Below are 20129 nucleotides of genomic sequence, written 5' to 3' on the forward strand. Positions count from 1 at the left end.
TCGGGCCAAAGTTTCGGGGCCAAAGGTTCAGACCCAAATTACCCTGCCGCGCCCGCGAACAAAAGCCCTATTGCCCGCCGATCAGCCGATCCCGCGCCTTCAGCGCCGCAAGCCAGCCCAGGCCATGCACGGTGGCCCGCGTGGGCCGGTATTCCGCCGCCACCCAGCCTGCATAACCCGCCGCATCCAGGTCGCGGAACATCGCCGTCAGGTCGAACCCGCCGCCCCCCGGCTCGCCCCGGCCCGGAAAGCCTGCGATCTGCACATGGCTCACCCGCTCGCGGTGCTTTTCCCAGACCGCCTGCGCGTCTCCATGGATGCGCGCCGCGTGCCAAAGGTCGAATTGCAGCCCGATCCGCGGATGGTCGAGGTCGGCCAAGATCCGCCCCGCCTGGTCAAAATCGTTCAGGAAATAGCCCGGCCAATCCTCGGCGTTCAGCGGCTCGATGGTCAGGCCAAGGTCGGGCACCTGATCCGCCGCCCAGGCCAGGTTTTCGGCAAAGACCTGCACGGCCTCGGGGCCGCGCGCACAGCCGGCCATCACATGGATCAGCCCGGCACCCAGCCCGGTGGCCACCTCTGCCGCCTTCAGGAAATGGTCGCGAAAGGCCGCCTCCGCGCCCGGCACCGCCGCATGGCCGCGCTCTCCAGCCGCCCAATCCCCCGCAGGCGTGTTGACCAACGCCAGCGGCAGCCCGCCCAAAGCCGCCTTCCACTCGGCCACCCCATGGTCATAGGGGAACAGCACTTCCACCCCATCGAACCCCGCCTGACCGGCCAAGCCAGGGCGATCCAGGGCCGGAACCTCGGTGAACAACAGCGTGATATTGGCGGCGTATCGGGGCATCAGGTCAGGTCTTGGCTTCTTGTCACCGGGAAAAAGGCGCCCTGAGACCAGAGCCCGAACCAGCTATCCCCGTCTTTTTCTTCATGGCAACCCAATTCGACCAATCGGTAGAAAGTCTTGCGGTCGATCAAGGCCCACAAACCCGCCCGCACATGGATATAGGGCGTGGCCTCAAAGCCCCTGTCGCGCATCTCGATGGCATGCCCCGGCCCGGCCACGACCTCGTCTTCGGTCTTGGTGACAAAGCTTAGAACCTGGTCCCGCCCCTCGCCCGTGGCCGTCACATCGACGACCAGCAAAGGCGCGTCGTCGACCACGATCTGAACCTTTTCGGCGGGCGTCACCAGAAAGTAATCCTCGCCCTCGCGCTTCAGGATCGAGGAAAACAGCTTCACCATCCGCTCGCGGCCAATCGGCGTGCCCAGATAGAACCAGGTCCCATCCCGCGCGATCCGCATGTCGATCGGCCCGCAAAACGGCGGGTTCCACAGATGCACCGGCGGAGGGCCCTTTTGCTTGGCCACCGCCTTCATCAGCCCATCCGCATCCGGTTTCACGATCATTTGTGCCATTTCGCCTTTTGCCGTTTGTGCCTGCGCCCAAGATTGGGTTTAGTGGCCCCAAAGTCCAGCAGGAGAACCAGATGTCAGATGCAACCCTCGTTCAAGCCATCGAAACGCTTGAAGAGAAGCTCGCTGCGGCCCGCACTTCGGTCGCTGGCAGGTTCATCGGGCAAGAGGCGGTGGTAGAGCTGACCATGGCCGCGATCCTGTCGGGCGGTCATGCCTTGTTGGTCGGGCTTCCGGGTCTGGGGAAAACCCTGCTGGTCGATACTTTGGCGACCGTGATGGGGCTGAAGGCCAACCGCATCCAGTTCACCCCCGACCTGATGCCCGCCGATATCCTGGGGTCAGAGGTGCTGGAAACCGCCGCCGACGGGACGCGCAGCTTCCGCTTCCTTCCCGGTCCGGTGTTTTGCGAACTGCTGATGGCCGACGAGATCAACCGCGCCAGCCCCCGCACGCAATCCGCCCTTTTGCAGGCCATGCAGGAACGCGAAGTGACCATCGCGGGCGTCCATCGCAAGCTTGGCCCGCCCTTTCACGTGCTGGCCACCCAGAACCCGATTGAACAAGAGGGCACCTATCCCCTGCCCGAGGCGCAATTGGACCGCTTTCTGGTTCAGGTCGATGTGCCCTATCCGACCCGCGCCGCCGAACGCGATATCCTGATGGCCACCACCGGGGCCACGCAATCCACGGCGGAAGCCATCTTTACGCCCCTTGAGCTGATGGCCGCGCAAGACCTCGTCCGCCGCATGCCCGTAGGCGACAAGGTGGTCGAGGCGATCCTTGACCTTGTCCGCGCCTGCCGTCCTGGCGAGCCCGAGGGCCGTGACCTGTCCGAGACGCTGTCCTGGGGCCCCGGTCCCCGCGCAGCCCAGGCCTTGATGCTGACCGTCCGGGCGCGTGCCTTGCTGCGGGGTGCGCTGGCGCCCTCGCTGGACGATGTGGCGGCCATGGCCAAACCGGTGCTGGAGCATCGCATGGCGCTGTCCTTTGCCGCGCGTGCAAGGGGCGAGAGCCTGGCCGCCGTCATCGCCCGCACCACCTCCCGCGTGTTGCGCCTTGAGGCCGCCGCGTGACTTTGTCTGACCCCAAGGCGCCAGACCTTCGCGCGCCGGGCCTTCGCGCAAGGGCCGAGGCGCTTGGCCATTCCCTGCCGCCCCTGTTGGCCGAGGCAGAGCGTTTGGCGCAGACCGTGACCTGGGGTGAACATGGCCGCCGCCGCGCGGGCCGCGGCGATGACTTCTGGCAATACCGCGCCGCCCATCCGGGCGATGAATACCGCGCGATTGACTGGCGACACTCGGCGCGGTCCGATGGGGCCTATGTCCGCGAAAAGGAATGGCAGGCGGCGCAAAAGATCACGCTTTGGGTCGATCCGGCGCAGTCGATGGCGTTCAGCGACGGGGGCCGCGCCCCGAAATCCGACCGCGCCCGGCTTCTGGCGCTGGCCCTGGCCGTGCTGCTGTTGCGCGGCGGGGAACAGGTCGGGCTTGCGGGCGCCTCCCATCCCCGCGCGGGCAAGGGCCAGATGCTGCGGCTGATCGAAAGCCTGGCGCTGGACCTGTCGCAGGCCGATTACGGCGCGCCGATCCCGGGCTTTGCGCCCCATGGCCGGGCGGTGTTCCTGTCGGATTTCCTGGGCGATCTTGCGCCGCTGGAGGCCGCCTTGCACACAGCCACAGGCCAAGGCGTGCGCGGTCTGCTGATCCAGGTCCTTGACCCCGCCGAAGAGGACTTCCCCTTTCACGGTCGCACGCTGTTCACCTCGATGGCCGGCAGCCTTTCGCATGAAACGCAATCCGCCGCCGACCTGCGCGCCCGCTATCTGGCGCGGCTGGCCGAACGCAAGGACCGGCTGGCCGACCTTGCCCGGGCGGCGGGCTGGCAATTCCTCTCGCATCACACCGGCGCCCCGGCGCAAACCGCGCTCTTGTGGGCCTATCGCGCGTTGGAGGCGACATGATCGGCTTTGCCTCTCCGCTGATCCTTTTGGCGCTGGTTGCGGTGCCGGTGCTGTGGTTCCTGTTGCGCGCCATTCCGCCCGCGCCGATCACGCGGCGGTTCCCCGGCGTGGCCCTGATGCTGGGGCTGGCGGATGAAAACCGGCAGGCGGCGCGGACGCCGTGGTGGCTGCTTTTGCTGCGGATGCTGGCGGTGACGGCGGCGGTGCTGGGCTTTGCCGGGCCGGTGCTGAACCCCTCTGAGGCCAATCTTAGCCGCAAGCCCCTGCTGATCCTGTTCGACGGCGGTTGGGCCGAGGCCGCCGATTGGCCGCAGCGCCTGGCCAAGGCCGCCAGCCTGATCGATGCCGCCGAACGGATGGGCCGCCCCGTCGCCGTGGCTTTGCTGACCGATGCCCCCGGCGTGCCGGTCTTTCAGGCCGCCGATCAGGTCAAGGGCCGCATCGCCGGCCTGACCCCACGGCCCTGGCTTGCCGATATGGACGCCTTTGCGGGCACCCTGCCAGAGGGGGCGTTCGACACGATCTGGCTGTCGGATGGCTTGTCGCATGATGGCCGCCCGGTGCTGGCCGCAAGCCTGCAAGCGCGCGGCGAGGTGACGGTGCTGACCGGTGCTGCGCCGGTGCTGGCCCTGCTTCCCACCACGACCGAGGCGGGCAAGCTGAAGGTTCAGGCGCTGCGCTTTCCTGCCGGCGAGGCCATAGCGACCGTCATCGCCCGTGGGCCCGACCCTTCGGGACAGGACCGCGAATTGGCGCGGGCGGAATTGACCTTTCAGGACGGCCGCGCCGAGGCGCTGATGGACCTGCCGCCCGAACTGCGCAACCGCGTCACGCGGCTGGTGATCGACGGCCCGCCCTCGGCAGGGACCCTGGGTCTGGCCGGTGACAGTTTCAAACGCCGCAAGATCGCGTTGGTGTCCGATGCGGCCGAGGGCGAGGGGCTTCAACTGCTGGCCCCGCTGCACTACCTGCGTCAGGCGCTTGCGCCCTCGGCTGATCTGATCGAGGGCGCGGTGGCCGATGTGGTGCCTGCCAAGCCCGATGTGATCGTCATGGCCGATGTGGCGACCCTGCCCGACACCGAGGCCGAGGCGCTGCGGGTCTGGGTCGAAAAGGGCGGGCTGCTTTTGCGCTTTGCCGGGCCGCGGATGGCCGCCGCCGATCTGGCCGACGATCTCTTGATGCCGGTGCGGCTGCGCGCGGGTGGCCTGACCTCTGGCGGAACAATGAGCTGGGGGGAGCCCAAGGGCCTTGCCGCCTTCCCCGACAGCTCGCCGTTCCGCGGCCTGGCCTTGCCCGGCGATGTGACGGTGCGCACACAGGTGCTGGCCGAACCGGGGCCAGAGCTTGCGGACAGCACCTTGGCCTTGCTGGACGACGGCACGCCTTTGGTGACGCGCGCTGGCCTGGGTGCGGGTCAGGTCGTGCTGTTCCATGTGACGGCCAATGCGGAATGGTCCAGCCTGCCGCTGTCGGGTCTGTTCGTGCAGATGCTGGACCGGCTGGCGATCTCGGCTGGGGGGGCGTTGGAGCCCGGAAGCCTGACCGGCCTGACCTGGACGCCGAAGCGGCTGGTCGATGGCTTTGGCGGGCTGGAGGATGCGGGCGGGCTGGCGGGCGTTCCCGGGGCCATGCTGGAACGCACGCTGAAGGCGGGGCCCTTCGCGGCGGCTCCGGCGGGGCTGTATCAAAACGAGGCGCGGGTGGTGGCGATCAATGCGGTGCCCAAGGATTTCCGGATGGCCGAGGCGGGTTGGCCGGATGGCGTTGCACGGGGCGACCTGTCCTTGCCGCAGGAACGCGCGCTGAAGGGGCCGCTGCTGGCGCTGGCCATGGCCTTGATGACGCTGGATATCCTGGGGACGCTGGCTGTCTCGGGGCGGCTGATGCGGGTGGCGGTGGTTCTGCTGGCGCTGGGTTTCGTGCCGGAGGCCCGCGCCGATGATGCCACCGATGATGCCAGGGCGATCATGGCGACGCAGGGCGTGGTTCTGGCCCATGTCCTGACCGGGGATCAGACGGTGGACGACACCGCCGAAGCCGGGCTTCAGGGCCTGTCCGAAGAGCTGATGTATCGCACCGCCATCGAGCCCCTGGCCCCGATGGGCGTCGATATCGAGGCCGACGAGCTGGCGTTTTTCCCCTTCCTGTATTGGCCCGTGACCGCCGATGCCGCCACGCCCTCGGCGGCGGCCTATGCCAAGCTGAACCGCTATCTGCGGACCGGGGGGATGATCCTGTTTGACACCCGTGATGCCGAATACGGTGCGGGCTCGCCCGAGACCCAGGCGCTGCAGCGGATCACGCAGGGCCTGGATATCCCCGCGCTGGAGCCCATTCCCCAGGATCACGTCCTGACCCGGACCTTCTATCTGCTGCAGACCTTTCCGGGCCGCTTTACCGACGGCACCCTTTGGGTCGAGGCCGCGCCCCCCGACGCCACCCAGGCCGAGGGGATGCCGTTTCGCAACCTGAACGACGGGGTGACGCCGGTGGTCTTCGGCGCCAATGACTATGCCGCCGCCTGGGCTGTGGATGGCGACGGGTTGCCCCTGCTTCCGGTCGGGCGCGGCATGGCGGGGGATGATCAGCGCGAATATGCTTACCGCTTTGGCATCAACCTGATCATGCATGTGCTGACCGGCAATTACAAATCCGACCAGGTCCATGTTCCGGCCCTGCTGGAAAGGCTGGGGCAATGAACGAGGTGATCTTTCAACCGCTGATCGGCGCGCCATGGATCGTGGCTTTGGCCGTCCTGGCTGCGGCCTTGCTGGCCCTTGCCGTTTGGCGCAGGCTGGCGGCCTGGGCGCTGCGGGCGCTGGCCCTGGGCTGCCTGTTGGTCGCGCTGTGCAATCCCCTGCTGCAGGACGAGGCGCGCAAGCCCCTGTCCGATATCGTCATTCTGGTCGTCGATGACAGCGCCAGCCAGGACCTGTCAGACCGCGCCTTCCAGACCGCTCAGGCCATCGAGGCGATCAAGGCCCAGGTCGGGCGCCTGACCAACACGGAACTGCGCATCGTCACCGTGCCCGATGGCGCGCAAAACGCCGGCACCCTTGCGATGGAGGCCCTGTCGCGTGCCGTCGCCGCCGAGCCTCAGGCCCGGCTGGCCGGTGCGATCCTGCTGACCGATGGCCAGGTCCATGACCTGCAGGCCGTCCCCGCCCTTCCCGCGCCCTTGCAAGTGCTGCTGACCGGGCGGCAAGGCGACTGGGACCGCCGCTTGCAGATCACCAATGCGCCGGCCTTTGCCATCATGGGCGAGGACAGCGTGGTGAAGTTCCGCATCGACGACCAGGGCGCGGCACCTTTGGCCGAGACGGTCGATGTCACCATCGCGCTGGACGCCGAACCGCCCGCGACCTTCACCGTGCCTTTGGGGCAGGAGTTGGAGCTTCCGATCCAGCTGCCCCATGCCGGGATCAACGTGCTGCAGCTTTCGGTGGCAGGCGTCGACGGCGAGCTGACCGACCGCAACAACGCCGCCGTGGTGCAGATCAACGGCGTCCGCGACCGGCTGAGCGTGCTTCTGGTGTCGGGTGAGCCGAACCCCGGCGAAAGGGTCTGGCGCAACCTGCTGAAATCGGACCCTCAGGTCGATCTGGTGCATTTCACCATCCTGCGGCCGCCAGAAAAGCAGGACGGGGTTCCGGTCAGTGAACTGTCGCTGATCGCCTTTCCGACCAAGGAACTGTTTGTCGACAAGATCAAGGATTTCGACCTGATCATCTTTGACCGCTATGCGATGCGGGGCATCCTGCCGATGTCCTATCTGCAAAACGTGGTGGATTATGTGAACGAGGGCGGCACGGTGCTGGTCGCCGCGGGGCCGGAATTCGGGACGGTGGACAGCCTTTGGCGGTCGCCCCTGGCGCAGGTTCTGCCGGTCGAGCCGACCTCGGTCATGATCGAAGAGGGCTTTCGCCCCGCCGTCACGGACCTGGGCCGCCGCCATCCCGTGACCGAAGGCCTGGAGGCCTTGGCGCCCGAAGGCGGCTGGGGCCGTTGGTTCCGCCTGGTCGAGGTCAACCAGATCGCCGGTCAGGCCTTGATGTCGGGGCCGCAGGGGAAACCCTTGCTGGTGCTGAACCGGGTCGGCAAGGGACGCGTGGCTGTGCTGGCCAGCGACCAAAGCTGGCTTTGGGGCAAGGGGTTCGAGGGCGGCGGGCCGCAGTTGGAGCTTTTGCGCCGCCTGGGTCACTGGATGCTGAAACAACCCGAGCTGGAAGAAGAGGCGCTGACCGCCTCGGTCGCCGGTCAGACGATGACAGTCAGCCGCCGCACCGTGCTGGACACGGTGCCTTTGCCGGTGACGGTGACGCTGCCCGATGGGACCGTGACGACGCTGCCCCTGGCAGAGGCATCGCCGGGGGTGTTTCAGGCGGTCTGGCCCGTGCCGCAACTGGGGCTGTATCGGCTGGCGCAGGGGGAATTGTCTTTGGTGGTCGCCGTGGGTCCCTCGGCACCGAAAGAGTTCGAAGAGACCATCGCCACGGCCGATAAACTGGCGCCTTTGGTGGCCGCGACCGTGGGCGGGGTCATGCGGTTGGAGGCGGGGATTCCCGATATCCGCCTGGTGAACCCGGGCCGCCCGGCGGCAGGCCGCGGCTGGATCGGCATCACCCCCCGCGGCGCCTATGAGGCCGGAGAGATCAGCGTGGCCCCGGTCTTGCCCTCGTGGCTGTGGCTGATGCTGGCGGGTCTGGCGGCCGTCGGCGCCTGGCTGGTCGAGGGGCGGCGGCGCACTTGACGGCAGGCGCCCGGGGCCTAGGTCGCAGGGATGGAACACGCCCGCTTGATTGTCGTTTTCGGGGATCAGCTCTCGACAGAGCTGGCGTCTTTGCGTGGGGCCGACCCTGCCCGCGATGTGGTGATGATGGCCGAAGTGGCGTCCGAGGCCACGCCCGTGCCGCATAACCCGCAAAAGATCGCCCTGGTCTTTGCCGCGATGCGCAAGTTTGCCCTGCGGTTGCAGGCGCTTGGGTTTCGGGTTCTGTATACGCGGCTGGATGACGCGGACAACGCGGGCTCCTTGCCCGCAGAGGTCTTGCGGCGGATGGCCGAGACCGGGCTTGACCCCGCAGCCGTCCTGCCCGGCGACTGGCGTTTGCGCGCGGCGCTGGACGCCCTGCCGATTGCCTGGCTGGAGGACGACCGTTTCATCTGTGGCTCTGCCGACTTTCAAGCCTGGGCTGCGGACCGCAAATCGCTGCGGATGGAGTGGTTTTACCGCGACATGCGGCGCAAGACGGGCCTGTTGATGGAGGGCGCCAAGCCCTGCGGGGGGGAGTGGAACTATGACCACGACAACCGCAACAAGGCCGCGCGCGACCTGTTGCGGCCTCAACCCTTGCGGTTCACCCCCGATGCGGTCGTGGCCGAGGTGCTTGACCTGGTCGAAGCGCGCTTTGCCTCCCATTTCGGGCGGCTGCGGCCCTTTGCCTGGCCCACCGACCGGGATCAGGCCCTGCAGGCGATGGCGCATTTCATGGCGCACAGCCTGCCGAGGTTCGGTCAGGAACAGGATGCGATGCTGGCGGGGGAGCCCTGGCTCTCACACTCGCTGCTGTCGCCCTGTCTGAACCTGGGCCTGCTGTCGCCGCTGGAGGTCTGCAAGGCGGCCGAGGCCGAGTATCACGCGGGCCACGCGCCGATTGCCGCGGTCGAGGGCTTTATCCGCCAGATCATCGGCTGGCGGGAATATGTGCGCGGCATCTGGGCGCTGAAGGGGCCAGAGTATCTGCAGTCCAACGCCCTGTCCCATGACGCGCCCTTACCGCCGGTCTATTGGGGCGGAAAGACCCAGATGCGCTGCATGGCGGATGCCGTGGGCCAGACGCGCGACCTGGCCTATGCCCACCACATCCAGCGGCTGATGGTGACGGGGAATTTCGCGCTGTTGGCCGGGGTGGACCCGGCCCAGGTGCATGAATGGTATCTGGCCGTCTATATCGACGCCTTCGAATGGGTGGAGGTGCCGAACACTTTGGGCATGAGCCAGTTTGCCGATGGCGGGCTTTTGGGGTCGAAACCCTATGTCGCCTCGGGTGCCTATATCGACCGGATGTCGGATTACTGCGGCGGCTGTCAATACAAGGTGAAGGAGAAGGTCGGAGAAAAGGCCTGCCCGTTCAACCTGCTGTATTGGGAATTCCTGGACCGCCACCGCGAGAGGTTCCAAGGCAATCCCCGCATGGCGCAGATGTATCGCACCTGGGACAAGATGGATGACGCCCATTGCGGCCGCGTGCTGGTCGAGGGGCGCGCGCTTCGGGCGCGGATCGCGGCGGGCGGGGTCGTTTAGCGGCTGATCCCGGGGAGGTTTCACACCTCCCCGGACCCCACCGTGGGATATTTATGAAAAGATGAATGGGGAGGCGGGGCGCCGGTTGCGGCGAAGCGCCAGGGTGAGGGCCGTGGCAATTGGCAGAAGGACGGCGGCCAGGAGCCAGAGGAGGGCAAAGAAGGTCTCTTTGCCGTCGGTAAACTGGCCTTGGGTGCCTTGCAGGTGATCGCAGGCGCTTTGGCCCTGGATCAGCAGCGCCCAGGCGAGGGCGAGGCCCATCCAGCTGGCCCAAAGGGCCAGGGGGGCTAGCGGCAGGAGCCAAAGGGCAAGGCGGCGGGGGGTGTCGGTTCGGACGGCGATGGAGAGGCAGGCTACGAGGCCGGGCAGGGTGAAAGCCGCGAGCCAGAGTTGACCCGCGTCGCCTTGGGTGCAGGTGCCGGTTCCCGGCGCCGTCAACAGGACGGCGAGCGACCAGAGCCCGGCGCAAAAGGCCAGGGCGTTGAAGCGCGGCGCATAGGCCGCGCCCAGCGTCACAAGGGCCAAGGTGGCAAGCTGGATCACAGCGTCTCCAGCATCACCTGGCGCGAATGGCTGGCGAATTCGCGGCGCAGCATGACGCCGGTGGTGAACAGGGTGGCGGCGATCAGCGCCTCGGGGCCCAGAAGCCAGGCGAGTGCAGCCAGGGCGAAATAGACCCCGTTCAGGCCGCGGTTGAAACCTCGGGCGGCGGCGATGTTGACCTCGGCGGTTTGCAGGGCGCGGGGCAGGGCCTCGGGGTGGGTGTGGTCGTTGGGAACCGAGGCCATCATGATGGCGCAATAGCCGAAGAGCCGGTGGCTCCACATGAATTTCAACAGCGAATTGGCCATGAGGCCCACCACGACGATCAGCTTGACGCGGATTTGCGACGGATCAAGCCCGATGGTCAGGTCGCGCGCCAGGCCCTGCAGCGTCGCCGCATTGCCGATCATCGCCACCCCGCCGCCAATCGCGATCATGGAACCCGAGACGAAGAAGGCCGTCCCCTGACGAAGCGAGTCGATCAGCGAGATGTCGAAGATCCGGGGGTCGCGGGTCAGGAACTCGACCATGCCGCGGCGGCGGTAGTCCTTCATCAGATGGCTGACCGAGGGGCGCCAGCCGGGCGGGTGTTCGGCCAGAAAGCCGGTGCCGAGCCAACACAGGATCAGCAAGGCCAGAGCAAAGGTATCCAGCGCGGTGAAAGCGGGGGAGAGGGGGGCAAGCAGGTTCATGGCGCCACGATAGGGCGGGCGGCTGATCTTGTCATGGGGTCTCGTGCGGCATAGCGTGGTGGCCGGAGGTGCCCGATGGATATGCCTGTTCCCGACCGCAAGGTGCTGGAGGCCAAGCCGCAGATCGTGGCGCGGCTGGCCGAAATCTTGCCCGCCGATGCGGTGATTTCCGACGCCGAGGGGCTGCGGGTCTATGAATGTGATGCGCTTTCGGCCTATCGCTGTCCGCCGCTTGCCGTTGTGCTGCCACGGTCGACCGCTGAGGTCTCGGCGGTGCTGGCGGCCTGTTCGGCCTTGGGGGTCAAGGTGGTGCCAAGGGGCGCGGGGACCTCGTTGGCCGGGGGGAGCCTTCCGACCGAGGATTGCGTGGTTCTGGGGGTCGCCCGGATGAACCGGGTGCTGGAGGCCGATTACGACAACCGCTTTGTCAAGGTGCAGACCGGGCGGACGAACCTGGCGGTGACGGGCGCCCTGGACGGCTGGTTTTATGCGCCCGACCCCTCCAGCCAGTTGGCCTGTGCGATTGCCGGCAATATCGCGATGAATTCGGGCGGGGCGCATTGTCTGAAATATGGGGTGACGGTGAACAACCTGCTGGGCGTCACCGTGGTCCTGATGAGTGGCGAGGTGATCACGCTGGGCGGGCCTTGGGCGGATGCGGCGGGGCTGGACCTGTTGGGGGTGATCTGCGGGTCGGAGGGCCAGTTGGGCGTCGTCACCGAGGCCTGGTTGCGCATCCTGCCCAAGCCCGAGGGCGCCTTGCCGGTGATGCTGGGCTTTGGGTCGAACGAGGTGGCGGGGGCCTGCGTGGCCGATATCATCCGGGCGGGCCTTTTGCCCGTGGCGATCGAGTTCATGGACCGCCCCTGTATCCGCGCCTGCGAGGCCTTTGCCCATGCCGGTTATCCGGACTGCGAGGCGCTGTTGATCATCGAGGTCGAGGGCAGCCCGGGCGAGATTGCCGAGCAGCTTGGCCGCATCAAGGCGATTGCCGAGCGGCACGCGCCCGAGGTTTGGCGCGAGGCGGCGAGTGCCGAAGAGGCCGGGCGCATCTGGCTGGGGCGCAAATCGGCCTTTGGGGCGATGGGCAATATCGCGGATTACATGTGTCTGGACGGGACGATCCCGGTGTCCTCCTTGCCTTACGTCCTGCGGCGGATCGGTGAGATGACAGAAGCCGCGGGCCTGGCCGTGGCCAATGTGTTCCATGCGGGGGATGGCAACCTGCATCCGTTGATCCTGTATGACGCCAATGCGCCCGGCCAGTTGGAGGCCTGCGAGGCTCTGGGCGCCGAGATCCTGAAGCTGTGCGTCGAGGTCGGCGGCTGTCTGACCGGAGAGCATGGCGTGGGGGTGGAAAAGCGCGACCTGATGGCGGTGCAGTTTTCGCCCGCCGACCTTGAGGCGCAGATGCGGGTCAAGGATGTGTTTGATCCGGGCTGGCTGTTGAACCCGGCCAAGGTCTTTCCTCTGGGGGCCAGCGATCCAAGACGTTCCGGGCGGCGTGTGGGTTGAACCCTGGGGGACTTCACGTCCCCCAGACCCCCTGTGGAGTATTTGGGTAAGTATGAAAGCATGAGACCAGTCAACGAGGCGGAAGTTTGCGACATCGTGCGGGGGGCCTTGGTGGCGTCTGGGGGCCTGTCGCTGCGCGGCGGCGGGACGCGGGGGGTGTTGACCGGCGGCGCGGTGCTGGACCTGTCGGGCCTGGCCGGGGTGCGGCTTTATGAGCCCGGCGCGCTGACCCTGGTGGCCGGTGCGGGGACGCCCTTGGCCGAGGTCGAGGCGCTGCTTGCGGGGGAACGGCAGCGGCTGGCGTTTGAGCCTCCTGACCTGCGGGCGGTGTTGGGGCGCGAGGGGGTTTCGACCTTGGGCGGCGTGGTGGCGATGAACGCGGCGGGGCCAAGGCGGATGCAGGGCGGGGCGGCGCGCGATCACCTTTTGGGGGTGCGGTTTGTCGATGGGACCGGGGCGGTGGTGAAATCGGGCGGGCGGGTGATGAAGAATGTCACCGGGCTGGACCTGGTGCGGTTGATGGCGGGGTCGCAGGGGACGCTTGGGATTCTGACGGAAGTGGCCTTGAAGGTGCAGGCGATCCCCGAGGCGGGGGTGACTTTGGCGGGGCCAGAGCGGGGGGCCTTGGGGCTGGCCTGTCTGCGCCGGGCCTTGGGGTCGGCCTTTGACATCTCGGGCGCGGCGATGGGGGCCTTTGGCTGTTGGGTCCGGATCGAGGGCATGGCCGGTTCGGTCGCCTATCGGGCGGGGCGGTTGAAGGACCTGCTGCCCGGCTGGGAGGAGGTTCCTGCCGATTGGGCCATGGTGCGCGATGCGCCGGTGAGGGGCGCGCAGGTCTGGCGGCTGTCGGTCATCCCAACCGAGGCCTGGGCGGTGGCACAGGCCTTGCCCGGGGCGGATCTGGCTTTCGACTGGGCGGGGGGGCTGATCTGGGTGGGCTGCGATCCGGGTTTGGACGTGCGGGCCGCGGTGGCAGGGCGCGGTCATGCGACGATGCTGAAGGGGGAGCTGAAGGGGGAGGCTCGGGCTTGGGGGGATGAGGCGCCGGGCGTGGCGCGGCTGATGGCGGGGGTGAAGGCGAAGTTCGACCCTCGGGGGGTCTTCAATCCCGGGGGGATGGTCTAGATGCAGACGTTTTTCACGCCGGAGCAGCTGGCCGATCCGGTCACGGCCAAGGCCAACAAGATCCTGCGGTCTTGTGTCCATTGTGGGCTGTGCCAGGCGACCTGTCCGACCTTCCAGGTGCAGGGCGACGAGTTGGACAGCCCGCGGGGTCGCATCTATCTGATCAAGGAGATGCTGGAACAGGGCCGCCCCGCCGATGCGCGGACGGTCAAGCATCTGGATCGGTGCCTGGGGTGTCTGTCTTGCACCTCGACCTGTCCGTCGGGGGTGGATTACGCCCATCTGATCGAACTGGCGCGTGGCCATGTCGAGGCGACCTACAAGCGGCCCCTGGGCGACCGGCTGTTGCGCGGGGTGCTCTTGCGGGTGCTGCCCTATCCGGGGCGGTTCCGGTTGGCGCTGTTTGGCGCGGGGCTGATGCGGCCCTTGGCGCGGTTCCTGCCGGGGCGGCTGAAGGCGATGGTGGCCCTGGCCCCGCGCCGCCTGCCCGCGCTGTCACGCGCCGAGGACCCGCAGACCTATGCCGTCGCCGCGCCGAAGATGCGGGTCGCGCTGATGACGGGCTGTGCGCAAAAGGCCCTGGACCCCGAGATCAACGAGGCGACCATCCGTCTGCTGACACGGTTGGGGGCCGAGGTGGTGATCCCCCAGGGCATCGCCTGTTGCGGCGCGCTGCCGCTGCATATGGGGGCCGAGGCGCGGGCGCGGGCGCTGGCCTTGGCTCAGGTCCGGGCCGTGATGGCAGAGCATCGCCGCAAGCCGCTGGATGCGCTGGTCATCAACACCTCGGGCTGCGGGACCACGGTCAAGGATTACGCCGCGCTGTTGGGAACGGCAGAGGCCGCCGTGGTGGCGGCGCTGGCCAAGGATGTCACCGAGGTGGTGGGCGCGCTTGGTCTGCCACAGGGCAAGGGTGGCCTTAGGGTGGCCTATCACTCCGCCTGTTCGCTGCAGCATGGGCAAAAGATCAAGACCCTGCCCAAAGAGTTGCTGCAGAAGGCGGGCTTCGAGGTGGTGGAGCCCATCGACGCGCATCTGTGTTGCGGGTCGGCCGGGACCTATAACCTGCTGCAGCCCGAGATGTCGGGGGAATTGCGCAGGCGCAAGGTGGAGACCTTGATGGCGAAAGGCCCGCAGGTGATTGCGGCGGGCAACCTTGGCTGCATGGTGCAGATTGCCCAAGGTGCAGAGGGGTTGGGTGCGGGCGTGCCGGTGGTGCATACCGTCAGCCTGTTGGATTGGGCCACAGGCGGGCCGCTGCCAAAGGGTCTGGAACCTGCCGCATTTCCGCCGGGTTAGGCCTGTAGCCGGACGGAAACCGGAGGTCCCATGCGCGCCCTTGCCCTGCTTTTGCTGCTGTCCCTGCCTGCTGCCGCCGAAAACGCTGCCGAAGATCTCTCTGCGGCGCCCCTGGTTTCCTTGCAGACGATGAACGACACAAAGGGCTGGGAGGGGGTGGGCAAGCTGATCCTGGGCGACCGGGGGTTCTGCACCGGGGCGCTGATTGCGCCGCATCTGGTTCTGACGGCCGCGCATTGCCTGTTCGACAAGGAAACCGGGGCGCGGCTGAAACCCGAGGATATCAAGTTCCTGGCCGGTTGGCAGAATGGCCGCGCCGAGGCTTACCGTGGCGTGCGTCAGGCCGTGGCCCATCCCGACTATGCCTATGGCGGCGAAGATGCCCTGGACCGCGTCGCCGATGATGTGGCCCTGATTGAACTGGACCAGCCGATCCGCCTGCCCGGGGTCAAGCCCTTTGCCGTCGGCCGCGCGCCCCTGCCCGGCGAGGCGGTGGGCGTCGTGTCCTATGCGCAGGAGCGGGCCGATGCGCCCTCGTTGCAGGATGGCTGTTCGGTGGTGGACCGGCAGGAGGGCATCCTTGTGATGACCTGCGATGTCGACTTTGGGGCGTCGGGTGCGCCGGTGTTCCGGATCGGGCCAAATGGCGCCGAGATCGTCTCGGTCGTTTCGGCCAAGGCGGATATGCAGGGCCAGAAGGTCGCGCTTGGCTCGGGGTTGGAGATCCCGCTCAAGGTGCTGACGCTGGCGCTGGAACAGGAAAGCCATCGGCCGGGCAATGTCGTGGTGCTGTCGGGGGGCGGGGCCAGCGGGTCGGCGAAATTCGTGAAGCCCGAGGCGACCGAGGCGCCCTGAGGGGCTTGAGGCCCCAAGGATGTTGAAGACCCGGGGGTCTTGAAACCCCGAAGCGGGCTTCCCAGATCATGAGGACCGGATGCCCATAAGGGGTTCGGTTCACCGCCCGTCCGTGATGGAGGGCTCCATGTATCGCTCGTTGAGGATGCCATGCAAACTTTTGATTTTTCGCCGCTTTACCGTGCTGCTGTCGGGTTCGACCGGATGGCCGACCTGATGGACCGTGTGGCTGCAGATGTGGCCCAGCCGACCTATCCGCCCTATAACATCGAAAAGACCGCCGAGGATGCCTATCGCATCTCTATCGCCGTGGCGGGTTTTTCTCCCGATGAACTCTCGGTCGATGTGAAGGACGGCGGGCTTCATGTCAGCGCCAAGCGTGCGCCCGAGGCGCAGCCCCGCACCTATCTGCACCGTGGCATTGCGACCCGCGCCTTCGAGCGCCGCTTTGCCCTGGCCGATCATGTCCGCGTCAGTGGTGCAGTGCATGAAAACGGGATGCTGCATATCGACCTGATCCGCGAAACCCCCGAGGCGCTGAAGCCGCGCCGGATCGAGATCGGTGTGACCGGGCCCAAGGCGCTGGAGAAGAAGACCGAGACGCTGCACGCCTGACACGCGGCGCAGGCGGACCCCCCGGAGGGTTTCACACCCTCCGGACCTCCCGTGGAATATTTGGGTCAATGTGAAAGGGGCGCCGGCGGGTGCCCCTTTTGGCTTGCCTGGGATTGCGGGCCGGGGGACAAGCGGGGAAAAGCGGGAGGGTGCCATGGAGTTGACCAGTCAGCCGTTGCCGGGGGTGTCCCATGCGGATGTGCCGATGCGACCGGCGACGCGGGCGCTGGATGGGGGCTTGCGTCCCGATCCGGTGACGGGGGCGATTGCGCCGAACCTGGTGGCTTCGGTCAACAATGTCTTTGTGCCCGGCGCTGCGGGGTTTTCGGCCGAGGGGGCGGATCTGACCGAGCTGCCCTATCTTTACGCGCGCTGGACCAATCCGACGGTGCGGGCGCTGGAGGCGCGGTTGGCGGCCCTGGAGGGCGGCGACGAGGCTTTGGCCACTGCGACCGGGGTGGCGGCGATTGCGGCGGTGTTCTTTGGGCTGTTGAAGGCGGGGGATCACCTGATCGTTTCGGAGGTCTGCTATGCTGGCGCGTTCGAGCTTGCGACGCGGATTCTGCCGGATTTCGGGATTGCGGTCTCGGCGGTGGATCTGTCGGACCTTGCGGCGGTCAAGGCGGCGATCCGGGCCGAGACGCGGTTGATCCATGCGGAAAGCCCCTGCAACCCGATCCTGCGGCTGACCGATCTGGCGGGTCTGTCGCAGATTGCCCATGCGGCGGGGGTGCTGGTGTCGGTCGACTCGACGCTGGCCACGCCGGTGATCACGCGGCCGCTGGAGCATGGGGTGGACCTGGTCATCCATTCGCTGACCAAGTTCATGAATGGCCATGGCGATGCCCTGGGCGGCGCGGTGATCGGCGGGAAAGAGATCATCGCCCGGCTGCGCGCGCGGTCGGGGGTTTACCTGGGGGCCAGCCTGTCGGCGCAAAATGCCTGGGCGATCCTGCGCGGCATCGACACGCTGTTCCCGCGGCTGCGGACGTCCTGTGCCAATGCGGCGGTTTTGGCGGGGTTCCTGGCCGGGCATCCCAAGGTGACGCGAGTTGTTTGGCCCGGGGCCGAGGATCACCCCCAACGCGACCTGGCCCGGCGCCAGATGGATCTGGGCGGCGGGATGATCACCTTTCAGGTGGCGGACCCGCACGCCATGGCGCGGGTCATGGCCGAGCGGCTGCGGATCATCCACTACGCCTTTTCGCTGGGCCATCAGCGGTCGATCTGCGTGCTGATCCCCACGGCAGAAATCCAGGCCTCGACCTACCGGATGCAGGGTGCGGCCCTGGCGCGCTATCGCGATTGGGCGGGGGAGGGGGTCTTTCGCCTGTCGGTCGGGTTGGAGGACCCGCAGGACCTGGTGGAGGACCTGGCAAGGGCCTTGGGGTGAGGGGCCTTGCGGTGAAAACGGCGCGGATGGAAAAACCCCGGAGCGGGGGGACATCCGCTCCGGGGGCACTGGTGACGCACGCACTGCTCGGGGGTTCTGCCCTCTGGGTGGTTCAGTAGATCAGGCCGTCGTAAAGCCCATAGGCCCCGCCGCGGGTGTTCAGATCGGCCAGGCGCCCCTGGGCCTGGGCAAAGGTCGTCACCGCCTGATAGGTGCCCGGTCCGAAAGACCCGTCGATCCCGCCGCGGTAATAGCCGTAATTGGCCAGGGTCGACTGGATGCGCAGACGCTCGTTGCGGGAATAAGAGTTGAAGGCCTGGGCCGCCGGGGTCGTATAGACCGAGGGGGCGGGCTGATAGACCGGGGGCTGGTAGACGGGGGGTTGGTAAACCGGCGGCTGCTGGTAGACCGGGGGTTGATAGATGGGCGGCTGATAGACCGGTTGCGGGCGCGGCAGGGGTTGGGCCTGCGCGGGCTTGTTCATCTCTTTGATGATGGCGCCGGCGATCAGGGCGGCGACCACGCCCTTGGTGAAGTTCTGCTCGTTCTTGCCCCAGGCAAGCGCCGGGGCCGGGACGGCCAGGGCGGCCATCAGTGTGGTGATCAGCGACAGCGTCAGGGCTTTGGTTTTGAGCGAGGCCATTTCCGGGTTCCTTCTCCTGAGCCCTTGATGACGGGGCCCTTGGTGATGGGACACAGATGCGGCCAATCGGGGTGCTAGACAAAATCACCGGCCTGATAGGCGATAACAAAGGGTCAATCCGCTGATATCGCTATAAAAAGGAAAAGGCCCCCTGGTCGGGGGCCTTTGGTGTTCCTGCATTGGCTTTGGCGGCGCGCGGCGCGCTTAGACCGAAAGGCAGATGTATTTCATCTCCAGGTAGTCCTCGATTCCGTGATGGCTGCCCTCGCGGCCGAGGCCGGATTGCTTGACGCCGCCAAAGGGGGCGACCTCGGTCGAGATCAGGCCGGTGTTCACGCCGACCATGCCATATTCCAGCTGTTCCTGGACGCGGATGATGCGGCCGATGTCCTGGGCGTAGAAGTAGGAGGCCAGGCCAAAGATCGTGTCATTGGCGCGGGCGATGATTTCCTCTTCGGTGTCGAATTTGAACAGGGGGGCGAGGGGGCCGAAAGTTTCCTCGGTCGCGACCTTGGCGGTCGGCAACACGCCCGTGACCACGGTGGGTTCAAAGAAGGTGCCACCCAGCGCATGACGCTTGCCGCCGGTGACGATCTTGCCACCCGAAGCCAGGACGTCGGCGATGTGTTCCTCGACCTTTTCGACGGCGTCCATGTTGATCAGGGGCCCGGTGGTGGTGCCCGCCTTCAGCCCGTCGCCGATGGACAGCTTGGCCACGGCGGCGGCGAGTTTCGTGGCGAAGGCGTCATAGACCCCGGCCTGGACATAGATCCGGTTCGCACAAACGCAGGTCTGGCCGTTGTTGCGGAACTTCGAGATCATCGCGCCTTCGACGGCCTTGTCCAGATCGGCGTCGTCAAACACGATGAAGGGCGCGTTGCCGCCCAGCTCCATCGAGCATTTCAGGACTTGGTCGGCGGCCTGACGCAGGAGGATGCGGCCAACTTCCGTGCTGCCGGTGAAGGTCAGCTTGCGGACGCGGGGGTTTTCGCAGAATTCCTTGCCGATGTCGGAGGACCGGGACGAGGTGATGACCGAGAAGACGCCAGCGGGCACGCCGGCGCGTTCGGCCAGCACGGCCAGCGCGATGGCGGAGAGGGGCGTTTCGGCGGCGGGCCTTGCGACAAAGCCGCAGCCGGCGGCGAGTGCGGGCGCCGCCTTGCGGGCGATCATCGCGTTGGGGAAGTTCCAGGGCGTGATGGAACAGGCCACGCCGATCGGCTGTTTGATCACCGTGATGCGCTTGTCGCGCTGATGGCCGGGGATCGTCTCGCCGTAGATGCGCTTGGCCTCTTCGGCGAACCATTCGATATAGCTGGCGCCGTAAGCACATTCGCCCTTGGCTTCGGCGACCGGCTTGCCCTGTTCGGCGGTCAGGATGGTGCCCAGGTCATCCAGGTTGGCCATGCAGAGGTCGAACCATTTGCGCAAGATCGCGGCGCGTTCCTTGCCGGTATGGGCGGCCCAGCCGTGGCGGGCCTTGTCGGCGGCGGCAATGGCGCGGGCGGCATCGGCGCGGGTCAGGTCGGGAACATGGGCGATGACATCGCCGCGCGCCGGGTTGGTGACGGCAAAGGTCTTGCCATCGGCGGCCTCGACCCATTCGCCCGCGACATAGGCCTTGTTCGGCAGAAGCGTCGGGTCCTTGAGCAAAGCGCGCAGGTCGGTGACTTGGTCAAGCATGATGGGACTCCTCATGGGTTGGGATGGGTTTGCCGCAGGGGCGGGGCTTTGTCCAATTCGGCTTGGGGGCTGGACTTATG

17 protein-coding genes are annotated in these 20129 nt (G+C 67.0%); 11 read left to right on the plus strand and 6 right to left on the minus strand.

Translation table 11 applies throughout. The features are described from left to right. Positions 1-67 precede the first annotated feature (67 nt). Both NX862_RS06115 and NX862_RS06120 read right to left on the minus strand, forming a co-directional pair. Positions 68-847, minus strand: a complete 780-nt coding sequence (locus NX862_RS06115; RefSeq protein ID WP_264492997.1) for a hydroxypyruvate isomerase family protein — start codon at positions 845-847, stop codon at positions 68-70. Next, complete coding sequence (locus NX862_RS06120; protein ID WP_264493466.1) at positions 847-1410, minus strand: DUF1285 domain-containing protein; 564 nt, start codon at positions 1408-1410, stop codon at positions 847-849. The genes NX862_RS06115 and NX862_RS06120 overlap by 1 nt, the downstream gene beginning before the upstream one ends. A gap of 80 nt (positions 1411-1490) precedes the next feature. Between NX862_RS06120 and NX862_RS06125 the strand changes: the two genes are divergently transcribed. From NX862_RS06125 to NX862_RS06145, 5 genes are read left to right on the plus strand one after another with little or no spacing between them, the layout of a single operon-like run. Continuing rightward, entirely contained in the window at positions 1491-2492 is a 1002-nt protein-coding gene (locus NX862_RS06125) for an AAA family ATPase (RefSeq protein WP_264492998.1), read from the plus strand. Further along, the gene (locus NX862_RS06130; protein ID WP_264492999.1) at positions 2489-3379 is read left to right on the plus strand and encodes a DUF58 domain-containing protein; all 891 of its coding nucleotides are present in this window, start codon (positions 2489-2491) and stop codon (positions 3377-3379) included. Before NX862_RS06125 ends, NX862_RS06130 begins: the two co-directional genes overlap by 4 nt. Further along, a complete protein-coding gene (locus tag NX862_RS06135) occupies positions 3376-6081 on the plus strand; it encodes a DUF4159 domain-containing protein (protein ID WP_264493000.1) in 2706 nt (901 codons plus the stop codon). Before NX862_RS06130 ends, NX862_RS06135 begins: the two co-directional genes overlap by 4 nt. Further along, a complete protein-coding gene (locus tag NX862_RS06140; protein WP_264493001.1) occupies positions 6078-8132 on the plus strand; it encodes a glutamine amidotransferase in 2055 nt (684 codons plus the stop codon). The genes NX862_RS06135 and NX862_RS06140 overlap by 4 nt, the downstream gene beginning before the upstream one ends. A gap of 30 nt (positions 8133-8162) precedes the next feature. Beyond that, positions 8163-9686 carry a cryptochrome/photolyase family protein gene (locus tag NX862_RS06145; RefSeq protein ID WP_264493002.1) on the plus strand — a complete coding sequence of 508 codons (1524 nt, stop codon included), beginning with the start codon at positions 8163-8165 and terminating at the stop codon, positions 9684-9686. A 51-nt stretch (positions 9687-9737) separates the two neighbouring features. On the opposite strand, the gene NX862_RS06150 is transcribed toward NX862_RS06145, so the two are convergent. Continuing rightward, positions 9738-10229 carry a hypothetical protein gene (locus NX862_RS06150; protein WP_264493003.1) on the minus strand — a complete coding sequence of 164 codons (492 nt, stop codon included), beginning with the start codon at positions 10227-10229 and terminating at the stop codon, positions 9738-9740. Beyond that, on the minus strand, positions 10226-10921 hold the full coding sequence (locus tag NX862_RS06155) for a DUF599 domain-containing protein (protein WP_264493004.1): 696 nt from the start codon (positions 10919-10921) through the stop codon (positions 10226-10228). The genes NX862_RS06150 and NX862_RS06155 overlap by 4 nt, the downstream gene beginning before the upstream one ends. Before the next feature lie 75 nt (positions 10922-10996). Between NX862_RS06155 and NX862_RS06160 the strand changes: the two genes are divergently transcribed. The 6 genes from NX862_RS06160 to NX862_RS06185 all read left to right on the plus strand — a co-directional run bounded on the left by NX862_RS06160 (position 10997) and on the right by NX862_RS06185 (position 17723). Then, positions 10997-12436 carry an FAD-linked oxidase C-terminal domain-containing protein gene (locus tag NX862_RS06160; protein ID WP_264493005.1) on the plus strand — a complete coding sequence of 480 codons (1440 nt, stop codon included), beginning with the start codon at positions 10997-10999 and terminating at the stop codon, positions 12434-12436. Between the two features lie 60 nt (positions 12437-12496). After that, positions 12497-13561 carry an FAD-binding protein gene (locus NX862_RS06165; protein ID WP_264493006.1) on the plus strand — a complete coding sequence of 355 codons (1065 nt, stop codon included), beginning with the start codon at positions 12497-12499 and terminating at the stop codon, positions 13559-13561. Further along, entirely contained in the window at positions 13562-14860 is a 1299-nt protein-coding gene (gene glcF / locus NX862_RS06170) for a glycolate oxidase subunit GlcF (RefSeq protein WP_264493007.1), read from the plus strand. It begins immediately after the preceding gene. A gap of 30 nt (positions 14861-14890) precedes the next feature. Further along, positions 14891-15715, plus strand: coding sequence for a trypsin-like serine peptidase (locus tag NX862_RS06175; RefSeq protein WP_264493008.1), 825 nt, complete (start codon positions 14891-14893; stop codon positions 15713-15715). 150 nt (positions 15716-15865) lie between these two features. Continuing rightward, positions 15866-16330, plus strand: coding sequence for an Hsp20 family protein (locus NX862_RS06180; protein ID WP_264493009.1), 465 nt, complete (start codon positions 15866-15868; stop codon positions 16328-16330). 154 nt (positions 16331-16484) lie between these two features. Continuing rightward, a complete protein-coding gene (locus NX862_RS06185) occupies positions 16485-17723 on the plus strand; it encodes a trans-sulfuration enzyme family protein (protein WP_264493010.1) in 1239 nt (412 codons plus the stop codon). Positions 17724-17835: 112 nt separating this feature from the next. On the opposite strand, the gene NX862_RS06190 is transcribed toward NX862_RS06185, so the two are convergent. Both NX862_RS06190 and NX862_RS06195 read right to left on the minus strand, forming a co-directional pair. Continuing rightward, a complete protein-coding gene (locus NX862_RS06190) occupies positions 17836-18366 on the minus strand; it encodes a peptidoglycan-binding domain-containing protein (protein ID WP_264493011.1) in 531 nt (176 codons plus the stop codon). Positions 18367-18570: 204 nt separating this feature from the next. After that, positions 18571-20049 (minus strand): NAD-dependent succinate-semialdehyde dehydrogenase, encoded by a 1479-nt coding sequence (locus NX862_RS06195; protein WP_264493012.1) that lies wholly within the window; start codon positions 20047-20049, stop codon positions 18571-18573. Positions 20050-20129 lie beyond the last annotated feature (80 nt).

The sequence above is a fragment of the Stagnihabitans lacustris genome (genome assembly GCF_025950525.1).
Lineage (GTDB): Bacteria > Pseudomonadota > Alphaproteobacteria > Rhodobacterales > Rhodobacteraceae > Stagnihabitans.